Below are 13,736 nucleotides of genomic sequence, written 5' to 3'. Positions count from 1 at the left end.
AGTGCTGGTGCCGTCGCCGTGAAGCGGTGGCAGGCCGGACCATCGCCGTCCACGCAGGCCTGCGGAAAACCTCCAGGTCAGGGCTGCCCGTGGTAGGTGAACTCCAGGCTGTACCCATCGGGGTCGAGGACGTTGGCCGCGTAGTATCCGGGAGCGAAGTAGGGGCGCTCCCCAGGTGCACCGTTGTCGGTCGCCCCCGCTGCCATGGCCGCCGCGTACGCCGCGTCGACGACCTCTCTCGAGGGTGCGGTGAAGCCGACGTGCGCGGCGTTTCCCTGGCTGTCGCCTTCGCGCAGCCAGAACGTGAAGGCCGTGTCGGTACCGAACCCCGCGAGGTCGCCGACCCACTCCGGGGCGGTTGAGCCGTCGAAGTCGAACACGTGGCGCATGCCCAGCGGCTTCAGCGCCTGGCTGTAGAACTCGACTGAGCGTTCCCTGTCGCTCACCGTCAGGAAGACATGGTCGATCATTGTGCTCATCTCTTTCCGGAGGCCGAGGACGCCGCCCACGCAAGCGTCCAGGACTGGTTGGATTGCTGCATCTCGGCCTCCCGGGAGGCCGAGCCGTGGCGGGCCGCCTGCCGGGAGGCCCCGCACTCACCCGTTGAGAAGCTGCATCTGGTCGGGGGTGTAGCGGTCGCCGGCGACGATCCCGTGCGGGGCGACCGCATCGATGGCGGCCATCTCTTGCGCGGTGATGGTCACGGCGGCAGCGGCGCTGTTCTCTTCCAGGTAGCGGCGGCGCTTGGTGCCAGGGATGGCGACCGCGCCCTGGTGCAGGACCCAGGCGAGGGCCAGCTGGGAGGGTGTGACCTTCTTGGCTGCGGCGATCCGGCGGACCTCGTTGACCACGGCCAGGTTGCGCTGGAAGTTCTCGCCCTGGAAGCGGGGGTCGATGCGGCGGTAGTCGTCGGCGGCGAAGTCGTCCGGGCTGGTGATCGCGCCGGAGAGGAAGCCGCGCCCCAGCGGCGCGTAGGCGACCAGGCCGATCCCGAGCTCGTTCAGGGTGGCCATGACCCCGTCCTGCTCGATGCCGCGCTCGAAGAGCGAGTACTCGGTCTGGACCGCGGTCAGCGGGTGGATGCGGTGGGCGCGGCGGATGGTCTGCGGCGAGGCTTCGGACAGGCCGATGTGGCGGACCTTGCCGGCGTCCACCAGCTCGCCCATGGCGCCGACGGTGTCCTCGATCGGCACCTGCGGGTCGACCCTGTGCAGGTAGTAGAGATCGACGTAGTCGGTGTTCAGGTGGCGCAGGGAGCGGTCCAACGCGCGGCGGATGTACTCGGGGCGCCCGTTGAGGCCGGCCACCGCACCGTCGTCGCCGATCTCGATTCCGGTCTTGGTGGCGATCACGGCCTGCTGGCGGCGGCCGGTGAGCGCCTTGCCGAGGAGCTGCTCGTTGGTGAAGGGGCCGTAGATCTCGGCAGTGTCGAACAGGGTCACGCCCAGTTCCAGGGCACGGTCGATGGTGGCCAGCGATTCGGCCTCATCGGTGCCGCCGTAGAAGGCGCTCATCCCCATGAGGCCGAGTCCCTGGACGGAGACGGTGAGGCCCTGGCTGCCGAGCGTGCGGAGTTCCATCATTGATCTTCCTTGTGTCGAGGTCACCCAAGCCATGGCAACCAACTGGATGGTTTCTATAGTGGGGCGCGTCTTCGCAGGCGTCAAACCAACTGGATGGTTACTTGCTAGAGTGGCGGCATGGCCCGAGACTCCGCCGCGACCAAGGCACGCCTTCTGGACGCCGCCTCCGCCGAGTTCGCCGCGCACGGCCTGGCCGGCGCCCGGGTGGACCGCATCGCCGAGGCGGCCAATGCGAACAAGCAAAGGATCTACGCCTACTTCGGCAACAAGGAGCAGCTGTTCGACGCGGTGATCGAGCGGGTGCTGGCCGTGGGCACGGAAACCGTGCCCTTCGACGCCGAGGACCTCCCCGAAGTCGCGGGACAGATCTTCGACGACCTGGTCGCCCACCCCCACCTGATGCGGCTGCTCTTCTGGAAACTGCTGGAGCGCCCCGGCGCCCCGGACCAGGAGGCCGCCACCTACACCGCAAAGACCACAGCCGTGGCGGCGGCCCAGGAGCAGGGCCGAGTCGATCCGGAGCTCGGCCCGGAGGACCTGGTGGCTTTCGTGCTGGCGCTGACCCAAGCCTGGTTCAGCCTCACAGGCGGCATGGGCCCGACCAGCGGAAGCGCCCCGTGGCCGGCGCAGCGACTGATCCAGCACCGCGCCGCCGTCGTCCACGCCGTACGGCAGATCACCACACCACGCGGATAGAGCAAGCAGCGGATCACTCAAGCTGGTTGCCCGAACTCGTGGGCGGAGCGGCCCGCCGCGGGGGTGCAGACCGAGCGACGACCAACAGTGCGCGACCTGCCGGGCGGTGCATCAGCTGTCGTAGCGCGACGATCTTCAGAAAACCTTTGTCTTCTGAAGATCCCTCCCGGAGGGGCGCCCGGCCCCCCTCGAAGCCTTCAAAAAAACTGGAGCGGCAGCTCGACGCGCTCACCGCCGCCGGGTGCCGGGTGCCGGGTGCCGGGTGCCGGGTGATCTTCGCGGACAAGAAGTCCGGCAAGGACGCGCTCCGCCCCGAGCTGAAGACGTGCCACGCTTTCCTCGACGCGGGCGACACGTTTGTCGTGCCCTCGCTCGACCACTACGGCCGCAGCCTCCAAGACCTCATCAACATGGTCGCCGAGCTGCGCGAGCGCGGCATCGGTTTCACCTCGCTGCACGAGAACCTGAACACCACCACCCCCGGCGGCCGACTCGTCTTCCACGTCTTCGCCGCGCTCGCCGAGTTCATCCGGGAACTCGTCATCATCGGCACCAAGGAAGGCCTCGCCGCCGCCCGCGCCCGCGGCCGGGTCGGCGGACGCCCCAGCGTCGCCACCGAGGAAATCATCCGCGCCGCCCGCGACCTGCTGCCCGACCCAGGCCGCTCGATCACCTCAATCGCCAAACTGCTCGGCGTCTCCCCAGGCACCCTCTACAACCACATCCCGGACCTGCGCGAGCTCGCACCGGCACCGTCCCCCGTCAGCTCGAAGCGCCCGCGCGGTAGGCGCACTCCAGCAAGATCAATCTCAGCGGCACTTTCTGTACCTCAACCACTCACACCCGGGGGTGTCTACGGGGGTGAGGCGCGACGGCGGATGAGGCTGGACGGCGGGCGCGGCGGGCCACGCATCAGATGGAGGGGCCCGGCGAGGGGTGACCGCCTAAGAACTCCGTCTGGGCGGCCCCAGCGGCTCGCCCCCCGCGGAACCCCGACCCGAAGCCTCGTCCCCGCCCGGCGGCATCGCCGCGACCCGCTGCTCCAGGCGGGCGATGGCCGCCCGCACACCGTCCCCGTAACCGTCGTCCCCGAGCGCGCCCACCACGGCGCGCGCCTGTGTCAGATGGCTGCGGGCCGCGTCGGGGCGACCGAGCTTCACATAGTCCGCCGCCAGGTTGAGGTGCAGCGAGGGGTAGAGCGCGCGGACCGCGAGCGACTGCTCGTGGCGGGTGAACCGCGCCTCGGTCAGGCCGTCGGCGGCGGACAGGGCCCGCAGGTCCCAGGCCAGCTCGTTGTCCGGGTCGTCCTGGGCGTCCGCCATGTAGTGCGCGAGCGTGCAGCGGTGGAGGGGGTCGCCGTCCTCCCCGATCTCCGCCCACAGGCCGAGGTACCGGTCCCTGGCCTCCTCGCGGTCACCGGCGTGATGGAGCATGATCACCTGCCCGATCCGGGCCATCATGGCGTCGTCCGCCGCCTGCTCCCGCTGCTCAGCCACAGGTCCTCCACGCTCGTATGCCGATCGTCCAAGCTGATAACGATTCCGACGCTATAGGCAGCCGCTGACAATCCCGGTCAGGCGCGGGCGGGGGGTCCCTCCGAGGGCCGGGCGGTCACCGCACCCGGCGGACACGTACCCGGAGGGACACGCACCCGTGGACGTCAGCCCAGGTCCGGAATGCGCCAGTCGATCGGCGTGTGACCCTGCGCGGCCACCGCCTTGTCGATCTGCGTGAAGGGATGCGAGCCGAAGAACTTCTTCGCGGAGAGCGGCGAGGGGTGCGCGCCCTTCACCACGACGTGGCGCTCCTCGTCGATGAGGGGGAGCTTCTTCTGCGCGTAGTTCCCCCACAGGACGAACACGGCAGGGTCGGGCCGGTCGGCCACCGCGCGGATCACCGCGTCGGTGAACTTCTCCCAGCCCTTGCCCTTGTGCGAGTTGGCCTCGCCGGCCCGCACCGTGAGCACCGCGTTCAGCAGGAGGACGCCCTGCTCGGCCCACGGCATCAGATACCCGTTGTCCGGGACCGGGTGGCCGAGCTCCTCCTTCATCTCCTTGTAGATGTTCCGCAGGGAGGGCGGCGTCTTCACGCCGGGCCGCACGGAGAAGCACAGACCGTGCCCCTGCCCCTCCCCGTGGTACGGGTCCTGGCCGAGGACAAGGACCTTGACCCGGTCGTACGGGGTCGCGTCGAGCGCCGCGAAGACCTCCTCGCGCGGCGGGTAGACGGGACCCTTCGCGCGCTCCTCCTCGACGAACTCGGTGAGCTCCTTGAAGTAGGGCTTCTGCAGCTCCTCGCCGAGGACGCCGCGCCAGGACTCGGGCAGCATCGCGGTGTCGGTCACGTCAACAACCTCCGGGGTACGGTCACTTCACGGCCGTACGAGGCACGGCCGCTGCACACCCCAGAACCTACCCGCGGCCACTGACAACGGGCCCCGGCGGCCTGCCTACCAGCTGGTCTTGCGCTGCAGCTCCCACATCATCATGATCGTCGACGGGTCGAGGGCCCGCTCGCCACCCGAGATCTCCTCGCTGGCCGCGATGTACTGCTTGCCCTGCCACAGCGGCAGCAGCCGGGCATCGTCGACGAGTATCTGCTGAGCGCGCTTGAACTGGCCCACCACGGCGGCGCGGTCGCTCTCGCGGCGCGACTGCGGCAGCAGGTCGTCGGTGATCTCCTTGGACTCGTAGGGCGTTCCGAGCGCGTTCTGCTGGCCGACGAAGGGCGCTATGAAGTTGTCCGCGTCCGGGAAGTCGGGGAACCAGCCGCGTCCGAAGGCGGGGTACTCGCCCTTGCGGTATCCGGCCTCGAACGTCTTCCAGGGGCGTCCCTTGATGGTGACGTCGAACAGTCCGGACGCATCCAGTTGCCGCTTGAGCTCGGTGAACTCGGCGCCGGTCGCGGACCCGTAGCGGTCGGTGGTGTACCAGAGGGTGAGCGGGACCCGGTCAGTGATGCCCGCCCGGGTGAGGATGCCCTTGGCCTTGGCCGCGTTCGGGTCGCCGAAGTCGTCGAAGAAGCCGGTGGTGTGCCCGGTCAGGCCCCTCGGGACCATCGAGTAGAGCGGTTCGACGGTGTCCTGGTAGATCTTGTGGGCGATCGCGCCGCGGTCGACGACCTGGGCGACGGCCTTGCGGACGGCGGACTTGCGCGCCCAGGGGTCCTTGGGGTTGAACACCAGGTAGCTGATCTCCATGCCCGCGCCCTCGACGAGCTGGATGCCGTCCTTGGCCTGCTTGCCCTGGAGCCCCACGACGTCCGACGCGGCGAGCCCGCGGTACGTGGCGTCGATCTTCTTGGCGCGCAGGGCGCCGACCATCGAGGCGGAGTCCTTGAAGTAGCGGATGGTGACGGCGCTGTTCTTGCGCTCGGCGAACCCGTCGTAGTGGTCGTTCTTGACGAGCTCTGCCTTGTCGCCGTCGGTGTACGCGTCGAGCGCGTACGGCCCCGAGCCGGCGATCTTGCCGTCGTCGCGGACCGCGTCGGCCGGGTACTCGGCAGGGTCGACGATGGACATCGCCGGTGTCGCGAGCACGAAGGGGAAGGTCGCGTCGGGCTTGTTCAATGTGAAAGTGATGTCACGGTCGCCCTTGACCTCGACCGATTTCAGGCTGCCGAGGAGCCCCTCGGGGCCGCCCTTGACGTTGATCCTTCTGATGCGGTCGAAGGAGTACTTGACGGCCGCCGCGTCGAGCTTGTCGCCGTTCGAGAACGCCATGCCCTCGCGCAGCTTGCAGTGGTAGATGCGGTTGGAGGGGTCGGTGAACTCGCAGCGCTCGGCCGCGTCGGGCTTGGGCTCGGAGGCGCCGGAGGGGAAGCTGACGAGGGTCTGGTAGACGTTCCTGAACAGCTCCCAGGAACCGTCCCAGGACGCGGCCGGGTCGAGGGTGCTCGGCGCGCTGGTGGTCCCCACGACGATGGGGTCGGTGTCGTCCGACTCTCCGGAGGACATCAGTCCACATCCGGCAAGGAGCGATATGCACGTTATCGCCGCCAGTTGACGGGGGCCCTGGATCCGGTTGAACACGCGCGCGCTCCTCGATCGGCCATGCCACAGGTCGGCAGACCATACCGCAGTGCCCCGCCGGGCCAACGAGGCACTCCGGCAGGGCACTTGATGCGCACGTACGCGACGTACGCGGGGAACTTCAGTTAAGCGAGTTTGGTCCGAAACGGCCTCGCGGAGGCTTTGTCAGCTGACGCCCGCATTGAGGAAGATTCCGCCGTCGACCACGAGGGTCTGGCCGGTGATCCAGTCGGACTGCTGCGAGGTCAGGAACGCGGCGGCGCCGCCGATGTCCTCGGGCACGCCGAGCCGGGCCAGCGGGTAGGCAGCCGCGGCCTCCTCCTCTCGCCCCTCGTAGAGGGCCTGCGCAAACTTCGTCTTGACCACCGCCGGGGCGATCGCGTTGACCCGCACCTTGGGCGCGAACTCGTGCGCGAGCTGGACGGTCAGGTTGATCATCGCCGCCTTGCTGATGCCGTACGCGCCGATGAACGGAGACGGGGCGAGGCCCGCGACGGAGGCGATGTTGACGATCGCCCCGCCGTTCTCGCCCTGCCACGCCTTCCACGTCTGCTGGGCGAAGCCGAGCGCGGAGACGACGTTGGTCTCGAAGACCTTGCGCGCCACGTTCAGGTCGAGCTCGGCGATGGGGCCGAACACCGGGTTCGTACCGGCGTTGTTGACCAGGAAGTCGACGCGGCCGAAGGCCTCCATGGTGCGCTCGACGGCGGCGGCCTGGTGCGCCTCGTCGTGGGCCTTGCCGGCGACGTACATGGCCCGGTCGGCGCCGAGCTTCTCGACGGCCTCCTTGAGGGCGTCCTCGCCGCGTCCGGTGATGCACACGCGGTCACCGCGGGCGACGAGCGCCTCGGCGACGCCGTAGCCGATGCCACGGCTCCCGCCCGTGACGAGGGCGACCTTGCCGGAGAGCTCCGGGAGCTGGGATGAAGTCATGTCCGTTTCCCCCGGCCCTAGTTGAGCGGTCCGCCGGCGACGTACATGACCTGGCCGGAGACGAATCCGGCCGCCTCGCCGGTGAAGAAGGCGATGGCGTTGGCGATGTCGTCGGGCTTGCCCACGCGCTGGACGGGGATCTGCGTGGCGGCGGCGGCCTGGAAATCCTCGAAGCCCATGCCGACGCGGGCGGCGGTGGCGGCCGTCATCTCGGTGACGATGAAGCCGGGGGCGACGGCGTTCGCGGTGACGCCGAACTTGCCGAGCTCCTTGGCGAGGGTCTTGGTGAAGCCCTGGAGGCCGGCCTTGGCCGCCGAGTAGTTGACCTGGCCGCGGTTGCCGAGCGCCGACGACGAGGACAGGTTGACGATGCGGCCGAACTTGGCGTCCACCATGTGCTTCTGGACGGCCTTCGACATCAGGAACGCGCCGCGCAGGTGCACGTTCATGACGGTGTCCCAGTCCAGGGCGCTCATCTTGAACAGCAGGTTGTCGCGGAGCACGCCCGCGTTGTTGACGAGGATCGTCGGCGCGCCGAGCTCCTCGGCGATGCGCGCGACGGCGGCCTCGACCTGCGCCTCGTCGGCGACGTCGCAGCCGACCGCGAGGGCCTTGCCACCGGCGTTGGTGATCTTCTCGACAGTGTCCTTGCAGGCGGCCTCGTCGAGGTCGATCACGGCTACGGCGCGACCCTCGGCGGCCAGACGTACGGCGGTAGCGGCGCCGATGCCGCGTGCGGCACCGGTGACGATCGCGACGCGCTGCTCAGTGGTGGACATGCTCTTCGGTCTCCTCGCCCTAGAGTGCGGCCCTCACGTCCCAACTCGGTGAGCGACCGCTTAGTACCCTGTGGACGTGACGCTAGAAGTCCTGGCACCCGGTGTCAACGTACCCACCGGGTGCGACTGATCACTCACCGCGAAGGGGCCACCGCGAGGTCACCTCACCAGGAGGTCGAGAAGCCTGTTGACCTCTGCCTCGGGGTCCTCGGTGAGACCGGTGTGCACGGGTCCGGGCTGCACGACCGTCGAGCGCGGCGCGACCAGCCACCGGAAGCGCCGGCCCGCGTCGTCGTCCGCCGCCTGGCCCGCGTCGCCGCCGCCTCGGCAGTGCCTTTCGACTGCGGCGAGCGAGGCGCGGACGCCGGTCACATCCGCCTCCGGGTCGAGGGCGCGCAGCTTCGCCTCGTCGAGGTGCGTGAGCGCGCGGACGTAGGACTTGGCGCGGCAGTAGACGACCACGCCGGCGTTGATCTGCTCGCCGCGCTCGACGCGCGGGACGACGCGCAGCAGCGCGTACTCGAAGACGTCTCGTGTGGTCGCGGTCACCGGGTGCCGCCCTTCACGCTCGCCGTGCCGGTCAGCCAGCCCGGGGTGCGCCGGACGCGGTCGGGATCCGGCTCGGGCAGGCCGATGCGCTCGTGGACGGTCGCCGCGCGGGGCAGCAGCACGGCAGCGTACGCGCGCCGCACCGCGTCGGGGTCGTCGAAGCCCGGCTCGTCGGCGAGCCAGGCGTCGGGGACGTCGGCGGTGACCTCGGCGAGCAGGTCCTCGGTGAGCCGCGGCGCGAGCTCCGCCGCGGCCGCCGCGACGTCGGGCGCGAAGGGGGCGAGGGCGTGTTCGGTGGCGTCGTACGGGCGGGCCGCCGCGGCCTCGGCGCCGCGCCAGTTGTGGTGCCAGATCATGCTCGCGCCGTGGTCGATGAGCCACAGGTCGCCCCGCCAGACCAGCATGTTGGGGTTGCGCCAGGACCGGTCGACGTTGTTGATCAGGGCGTCGAACCAGACGACGCGGCCCGCCTCCGCGGGATCCACCTCGTAGGCGAGCGGGTCGAAGCCGAGCGCGCCGGAGAGGTACCGCATGCCGAGGTTCACGCCACCGCTCGACTTGAGGAGGCCCTGCACCTCCTGGTCCGGCTCGCCGAGGCCGATCACGGGGTCGAGTCCGATCCGCACGAGCCCGGGCACCCGGAATCCGAGCCGCCGCGCGAGCCCTCCGCAGATCACCTCCGCGACAAGCGTCTTGCGGCCCTGTCCCGCGCCGGTGAACTTCATGACGTACGTACCGAGGTCGTCGGCCTCGACGAGTCCCGGCAGCGAGCCGCCCTCACGCAAGGGTGTGACATAGCGGGTCGCGGTGACCTCTTTCAGCATTTTCCCAGGCCACCCATCTCTTCAACCTTGCAATCCACGGCCAACTTTGGAGGGGCGTAGCAGCGGGAATCACCCGTCAACGGGCCTGGGGAGAATCTGGGGAGTTTCGGCTGGCCTGCCGATCTCCCCGCTCCCCGAGCAGTCCGTCGATGGCGGCGCGCCCCTTGCTTCCGGCCTCCGGCATGAAGTGAGCATAGTAACCGAGGGTGATCGCGGGCGAGGAGTGCCCGAGCCACCGCGCCAAGGTCACGACAGACTCTCCGGCCTCCAGCATGATCGAGGCATAGGTGTGCCGCAGCACGTGGAAGCCGTCCTTCGGGGCCGCCGCCCACTGCCAGGGTTTCGCTCCCTCGGCGCGCGGCGGGATGATGCCGGCCTCGGCCAGCGCGGGCTTCCAGGTGTAGGTGTTCCACGTGTTCACCGCGACGGCGTTGCCGAGTCGTGTGGTGAGCAGCAGGGAGAACTTCCTGCCCTGCCCCTCCGGCTTCCCCCACGGAAGCTCCACCTCCACCGGTGGGAACGCTTCGACGTGGCGCTTCAGCTCCTCGGCCACTGAGGTGGGCATGTCGACGGTACGGGTCTTCTTCCCCTTCGGCAGGGCGAAGTACAACCTTCCACGGATCGCCTGTATTTGGCGGCGGACGTGGAGGACGCCTCGCGCGTAGTCGATGTCCTCCGGGCTCAGCCCAAACACCTCGCCCTGACGGAGCCCGCATCCCAGGCCGACTACGACGGCTATCCGGTTTCGTGGGCTGATGACGTCGCGGACTCGCAGCGCCGTCTCCAACCGCCACGCGTCGCGTCGCTCTTGCGGCGCCTTTGGCCACCGCACGGACTTCGCATGCATGGGGTTCCTGGCGAGCCGCTTGTCGTCGACAGCCGCTTCCAGAATGGAGGAGAGCTCGGACAGAATGCCGCGCTGGTAGTCGACCGAGGAGACGGTTGACTGCAACTTGGCTATGTAAGCGCGCAGATCCGCCGCCGTGATGTTCCTGAGGGGGAGTTGACCCAGGTGCGGAATGATGTGAAGGCGCGCTCTCCGCTCCTGGTTGTCTTGGGTCTTCGGAACTCCGCCCCTGCCCGGCGCCCAGTGCATCGCGATGTAGTCGGCAAGTGTGATGGATCCGTCACGCGGGTCCACAAACTCGCCCCGCTCTTCGTCCGTGGCTGCTCGACGAAGCCACGCCTTGGCGTCCTCCAACGTGTCGAAGGAGCGATCCCGGACTCCGGGGATACCGGCGACCTTGTACCGCTTCCCCTTGCCGTAGCGAGCGGTTCTTTCCCTCTGCCCGGTTATCGGGTCCTTCTTCTTCTTGATCCAACGATCTTCAATGTAGCCGGCCAGGTGATACTCCTTGTCGAGGGGAAACGGCGCTCTGAGGCGTGGGAGCGTCAGGCGTTGGGGATTCGGCTGGGCCGTTGCTGAGGAGTGGCGCTCAGCGGGCTCAGGACGGCGTTGGAGCGGGAGTCGGCCTGCTCCTGTTCACGGATCCAGGCGTCGACGGCTTCTCGGCGGTACATGACGCGACCGCGAGGACCCATGCGAAAACTCGGCGGCCCCTGCCGCCGGTGCCGCCAGACGTAGAGCGTGTGCGGTGAAAGGCCGAGATACTCGGCGGCATCCTTGACGTTGAGGAAGGCGGCGCGTACGGCGCCAGCAGGAGCGGGTGCGGCAGATGGAAGAAGCAGCGATCGTGCAGGCATGGAAGTAATGGTCACCACGATCACCGGTTTGGCTAACCGGCGATCGTGGCCTATGTTGCGCTCGCGCTACGCCAGAGGCTTGTCCCGCGCTGTCAGTCACGCGCCCGAGTTTCCGCACCACGAAACGCTCAGGAACCCCGATGGCACGGGGCCACATGCCGAGTTGCAGCTCCGGGTGCTGCCGCAGCATGTGCGAGGACGGCCCTATCGCGTCGGTAGCCGCATTGCAGCAAGTCCTCGCCGAAGAGTCCGGCAGCGCGTACGCACCGCCCGGTGGAGACGGCGCCATAGTCGCCCGCCGCCTGGCCGTACCAGGCGTTCAGTGCGCCGAGGGCAAAGAGAGCGGGTGAAGTGAAGCGAGCGGTCGAATAGCGGGGTCAGACAGGCGAACCTCCCAAGTAGGGCCATGCCAGCAAGACAGTCACACGCGGTGCAGGATTCCGAGATATTTCGCAACCCGGGCCACAGTGGAGTATCTGTGCCTCCTGGCCTGGTGTTTTCCGGGACGTTGTACGTTGACATGGTCCCGGCGGAGGTTTCCAGTCCTGTCGTCCTATTTCTCGTCTGCCGTGAGCGAATGCCCGCCGACCGCCTGCATGAAGTCCTCCTGTCGTGGACTTATGGAGGCGCAGGGAATGCGCCGACGCCTGCATCATGCAGCCGCACCACCTCGTTGATGAGTGGACCTGCCACCGCAGTGCCGAAGCGACGCGCAACCCCGATCGACACGCTGCCGTCCGACTGATCCACGTCGTGGTCGAGCCCAACTCACCTTCACGGCCGGCGACCGGCTTTCGGTGTGCCCTGGACGGCTGGGTAGGGTCCCGGTACCCGAGCTGGAGAGGTAGTTGCATGGCCAACGATATTGTGATTGCGCAGACGACCAGCGACAACGAGGATCAGGCGAAGGCACTGGCCCAGGGCGCGGTCGAGAGCAAGCTGGCAGCGGGCGTTCACATCGATGCGCCGATCACCGCCTTCTACTGGTGGAAGGGGAAGGTCGAGGCGGCGCAGGAGTGGCGGATCTCGTACATGACTACGACGGACCGTCTACCGGCGCTGGAAGCGTGGCTGCACGAGAGGCACCCGTACGACGTCCCCCAATGGATCACACTGCCCGTGACCGGCGGGTCGGAGGCGTACCTGTCCTGGGTTGTCGAGGAGACGGCACAGGACTGAGGAGCGACGGGCCGGACGTACGACAGCATTCGCGTCCCGGGTTTGCCGCGTACCGCCGGAGGGGGCTCAGGATGCGAACTGCCGCAGATAGACGGCGAGTTCGCGCTCTCTGTCGGGGAGCGACGCTGCGATAGTCTCTGCGCGCTCCTTGCCCATCGTGTTGGGCTTGGCCTGTGCCGCCGTAGCGAATTGGCGTGACACGTAGACGCCTTGGTCGACGTCGCCTCCACGCAGTAGGGCCGAAGCGAGATCGCCGAGAACCACCACGCCCCCGTCCGGTAGTTCGTCCCCTAGACGGTCGACTGCGGTATCTGCTGTGGACGTGAGTTCGGGACGCCCCAACTGGCCGTAGACGGAGAGGGCCAACGAGTCCATGCGGTACGGGGTCACGAACCGGACCCACGCCTGCTCGCTGGTGTGATCCGCGAAGTCGTAGGCGAAGCGCGCTCGCTCCAAGGCCCGGAGTGCCCCCGTCTCGTCGCCGGCCGCCGCAGCTTCCTCCGCGTGCCTGCCGAGGACCCAGGCGGCAGCAGTAGCGTTGCCGTGGCCTCGCACGTCGCTGGCCGCTTGAGAAAGGAACTCCAACTTCGCCTTCGGCGTCGAGGCGCCGTAGCTGGTGTAGGTCAGGGCCAGGGCTCGGAGTGGAGGGTGCCCGGCAGTCGCCGCGCACTGCGACGTGACCTTGTAGTAGGCGTCGGCTTTGTCGTGCTCGCCCAGGTCCCAGGCCACCCAACCAGCCAGAGCGGCAGTTTCTCCGGCGGCGATAGTGAGAGCCCGTTCGTGTTTGCCAGCACGGGGCAGGGCCGCGGTGATCGCGTCAAGATGTGACTCGACCGTGCTTTGTAGTCGCCGGGCACTGAGATTGAGTTCCTGGACGTGCAGTTCAGCGGCCCGGTCGATGAGCGCGACGGCGGCGGGCGAATCGATCTTGGACCCCTTACTGAGGGCGAAGGCCAGGCGCCCCCAGGGCTCGGCAGCCGCGCTCACGCCGATGGCGGCACCACCCAGCAGCGTGCGACGCTTCACGGCGTCCTGATCCTCCCCTGCATTGGTATGCCCCTCTCTCTTCCGAGCGCGGGCAGCCTTAGCCTCCCGCTGTAGTTCCTCGAAGGGGACACCGCAGGCCGCCGCGATATGGCCGATTGTGTGATTGGTAGGAATGTTCTCAAAGTTCTCATAGCGGCTGATCTCTCGGCGGGTCATGGTGTCCCGGCCGGAGACAGCGTTAATCGCGTCTGCCTGCTCCTCCTGCGTCCGGCCCGCATCCTGCCGAAGCCGGAGGAGCAGGTCGGCGAACGGATCTGGCATGAGTGTGACCTCTATTGGTGGGCGGAATCCAATCATGGCCTCAATTCCCCCTCTGGTTTCCCCCCTTGACAGATTTTTCCCCCTCTGGATTCCCCTGGTCGACGGCGTCGCCGCGCGGTGCGATAGCCCCCATGACCAGGCTCCAAGAGGC

At 68.4% G+C, this 13,736-nt stretch carries 14 protein-coding genes and 1 pseudogene; 3 read left to right on the top strand and 12 right to left on the bottom strand.

Annotated elements, in window-relative coordinates; translation table 11 throughout:
- Positions 1–77: 77 nt before the first annotated feature.
- Entirely contained in the window at positions 78–479 is a 402-nt protein-coding gene (locus OG698_RS38220; RefSeq protein WP_406108505.1) for a VOC family protein, read from the bottom strand.
- A 117-nt stretch (positions 480–596) separates the two neighbouring features.
- Positions 597–1,580, bottom strand: a complete 984-nt coding sequence (locus OG698_RS38215; protein ID WP_406111518.1) for an aldo/keto reductase — start codon at positions 1,578–1,580, stop codon at positions 597–599.
- 120 nt (positions 1,581–1,700) lie between these two features.
- Here OG698_RS38215 and OG698_RS38210 point away from each other — a divergent pair, with 120 nt between their 5' ends.
- Together OG698_RS38210 and OG698_RS38205 are read left to right on the top strand one after the other, a co-directional pair.
- On the top strand, positions 1,701–2,279 hold the full coding sequence (locus tag OG698_RS38210) for a TetR/AcrR family transcriptional regulator (protein WP_406108503.1): 579 nt from the start codon (positions 1,701–1,703) through the stop codon (positions 2,277–2,279).
- Positions 2,201–2,809: pseudogene (locus tag OG698_RS38205) on the top strand (recombinase family protein); the annotation flags it as partial. The gene OG698_RS38210 and the pseudogene OG698_RS38205, both read left to right, overlap by 79 nt.
- Positions 2,810–3,223: 414 nt before the next feature.
- Here the strand turns inward: OG698_RS38205 and OG698_RS38200 are convergent.
- The 9 genes from OG698_RS38200 to OG698_RS38160 all read right to left on the bottom strand — a co-directional run bounded on the left by OG698_RS38200 (position 3,224) and on the right by OG698_RS38160 (position 11,098).
- Positions 3,224–3,775 (bottom strand): hypothetical protein, encoded by a 552-nt coding sequence (locus tag OG698_RS38200; protein WP_406108501.1) that lies wholly within the window; start codon positions 3,773–3,775, stop codon positions 3,224–3,226.
- Between the two features lie 164 nt (positions 3,776–3,939).
- On the bottom strand, positions 3,940–4,623 hold the full coding sequence (gene ung / locus OG698_RS38195; protein ID WP_266566828.1) for a uracil-DNA glycosylase: 684 nt from the start codon (positions 4,621–4,623) through the stop codon (positions 3,940–3,942).
- A 105-nt stretch (positions 4,624–4,728) separates the two neighbouring features.
- A complete protein-coding gene (locus OG698_RS38190; RefSeq protein WP_406108498.1) occupies positions 4,729–6,309 on the bottom strand; it encodes an ABC transporter substrate-binding protein in 1,581 nt (526 codons plus the stop codon).
- A 165-nt stretch (positions 6,310–6,474) separates the two neighbouring features.
- Complete coding sequence (locus tag OG698_RS38185; protein WP_100597615.1) at positions 6,475–7,242, bottom strand: SDR family oxidoreductase; 768 nt, start codon at positions 7,240–7,242, stop codon at positions 6,475–6,477.
- A gap of 17 nt (positions 7,243–7,259) precedes the next feature.
- Entirely contained in the window at positions 7,260–8,021 is a 762-nt protein-coding gene (gene fabG, locus OG698_RS38180; RefSeq protein ID WP_406108496.1) for a 3-oxoacyl-ACP reductase FabG, read from the bottom strand.
- A 159-nt stretch (positions 8,022–8,180) separates the two neighbouring features.
- On the bottom strand, positions 8,181–8,570 hold the full coding sequence (locus OG698_RS38175; RefSeq protein WP_406108495.1) for a DUF3037 domain-containing protein: 390 nt from the start codon (positions 8,568–8,570) through the stop codon (positions 8,181–8,183).
- A complete protein-coding gene (locus OG698_RS38170) occupies positions 8,567–9,394 on the bottom strand; it encodes a HipA family kinase (RefSeq protein WP_406108493.1) in 828 nt (275 codons plus the stop codon). Before OG698_RS38170 ends, OG698_RS38175 begins: the two co-directional genes overlap by 4 nt.
- Positions 9,395–9,470: 76 nt before the next feature.
- The gene (locus OG698_RS38165) at positions 9,471–10,490 is read right to left on the bottom strand and encodes a tyrosine-type recombinase/integrase (RefSeq protein WP_406111516.1); all 1,020 of its coding nucleotides are present in this window, start codon (positions 10,488–10,490) and stop codon (positions 9,471–9,473) included.
- A 296-nt stretch (positions 10,491–10,786) separates the two neighbouring features.
- A complete protein-coding gene (locus OG698_RS38160) occupies positions 10,787–11,098 on the bottom strand; it encodes an AlpA family transcriptional regulator (RefSeq protein WP_175309466.1) in 312 nt (103 codons plus the stop codon).
- A gap of 852 nt (positions 11,099–11,950) precedes the next feature.
- Here OG698_RS38160 and cutA point away from each other — a divergent pair.
- Positions 11,951–12,277 carry a divalent-cation tolerance protein CutA gene (cutA, locus tag OG698_RS38155; protein ID WP_327370762.1) on the top strand — a complete coding sequence of 109 codons (327 nt, stop codon included), beginning with the start codon at positions 11,951–11,953 and terminating at the stop codon, positions 12,275–12,277.
- 66 nt (positions 12,278–12,343) lie between these two features.
- On the opposite strand, the gene OG698_RS38150 is transcribed toward cutA, so the two are convergent.
- On the bottom strand, positions 12,344–13,585 hold the full coding sequence (locus tag OG698_RS38150) for a helix-turn-helix transcriptional regulator (RefSeq protein ID WP_406108491.1): 1,242 nt from the start codon (positions 13,583–13,585) through the stop codon (positions 12,344–12,346).
- Positions 13,586–13,736: the final 151 nt, after the last annotated feature.

Origin of the sequence: Streptomyces sp. NBC_01003 (assembly GCF_045162695.1) — a bacterium.
Lineage (GTDB): Bacteria > Actinomycetota > Actinomycetes > Streptomycetales > Streptomycetaceae > Streptomyces.
Note: the sequence above shows the minus strand (reverse complement) of the source record. Positions and strands in the feature narration are given on the sequence as shown.

Coding starts and splice junctions, on each gene's coding strand:
- OG698_RS38220 (WP_406108505.1), bottom strand. CDS start 479: ATGAGCACAATGATCGACCATGTCTTCCTGACGGTGAGCGACAGGGAA.
- OG698_RS38215 (WP_406111518.1), bottom strand. CDS start 1,580: ATGGAACTCCGCACGCTCGGCAGCCAGGGCCTCACCGTCTCCGTCCAG.
- OG698_RS38210 (WP_406108503.1), top strand. CDS start 1,701: ATGGCCCGAGACTCCGCCGCGACCAAGGCACGCCTTCTGGACGCCGCC.
- OG698_RS38185 (WP_100597615.1), bottom strand. CDS start 7,242: ATGACTTCATCCCAGCTCCCGGAGCTCTCCGGCAAGGTCGCCCTCGTC.
- fabG (WP_406108496.1), bottom strand. CDS start 8,021: ATGTCCACCACTGAGCAGCGCGTCGCGATCGTCACCGGTGCCGCACGC.
- OG698_RS38170 (WP_406108493.1), bottom strand. CDS start 9,394: ATGCTGAAAGAGGTCACCGCGACCCGCTATGTCACACCCTTGCGTGAG.
- OG698_RS38165 (WP_406111516.1), bottom strand. CDS start 10,490: ATGCACTGGGCGCCGGGCAGGGGCGGAGTTCCGAAGACCCAAGACAAC.
- OG698_RS38160 (WP_175309466.1), bottom strand. CDS start 11,098: ATGCCTGCACGATCGCTGCTTCTTCCATCTGCCGCACCCGCTCCTGCT.
- cutA (WP_327370762.1), top strand. CDS start 11,951: ATGGCCAACGATATTGTGATTGCGCAGACGACCAGCGACAACGAGGAT.
- OG698_RS38150 (WP_406108491.1), bottom strand. CDS start 13,585: ATGCCAGATCCGTTCGCCGACCTGCTCCTCCGGCTTCGGCAGGATGCG.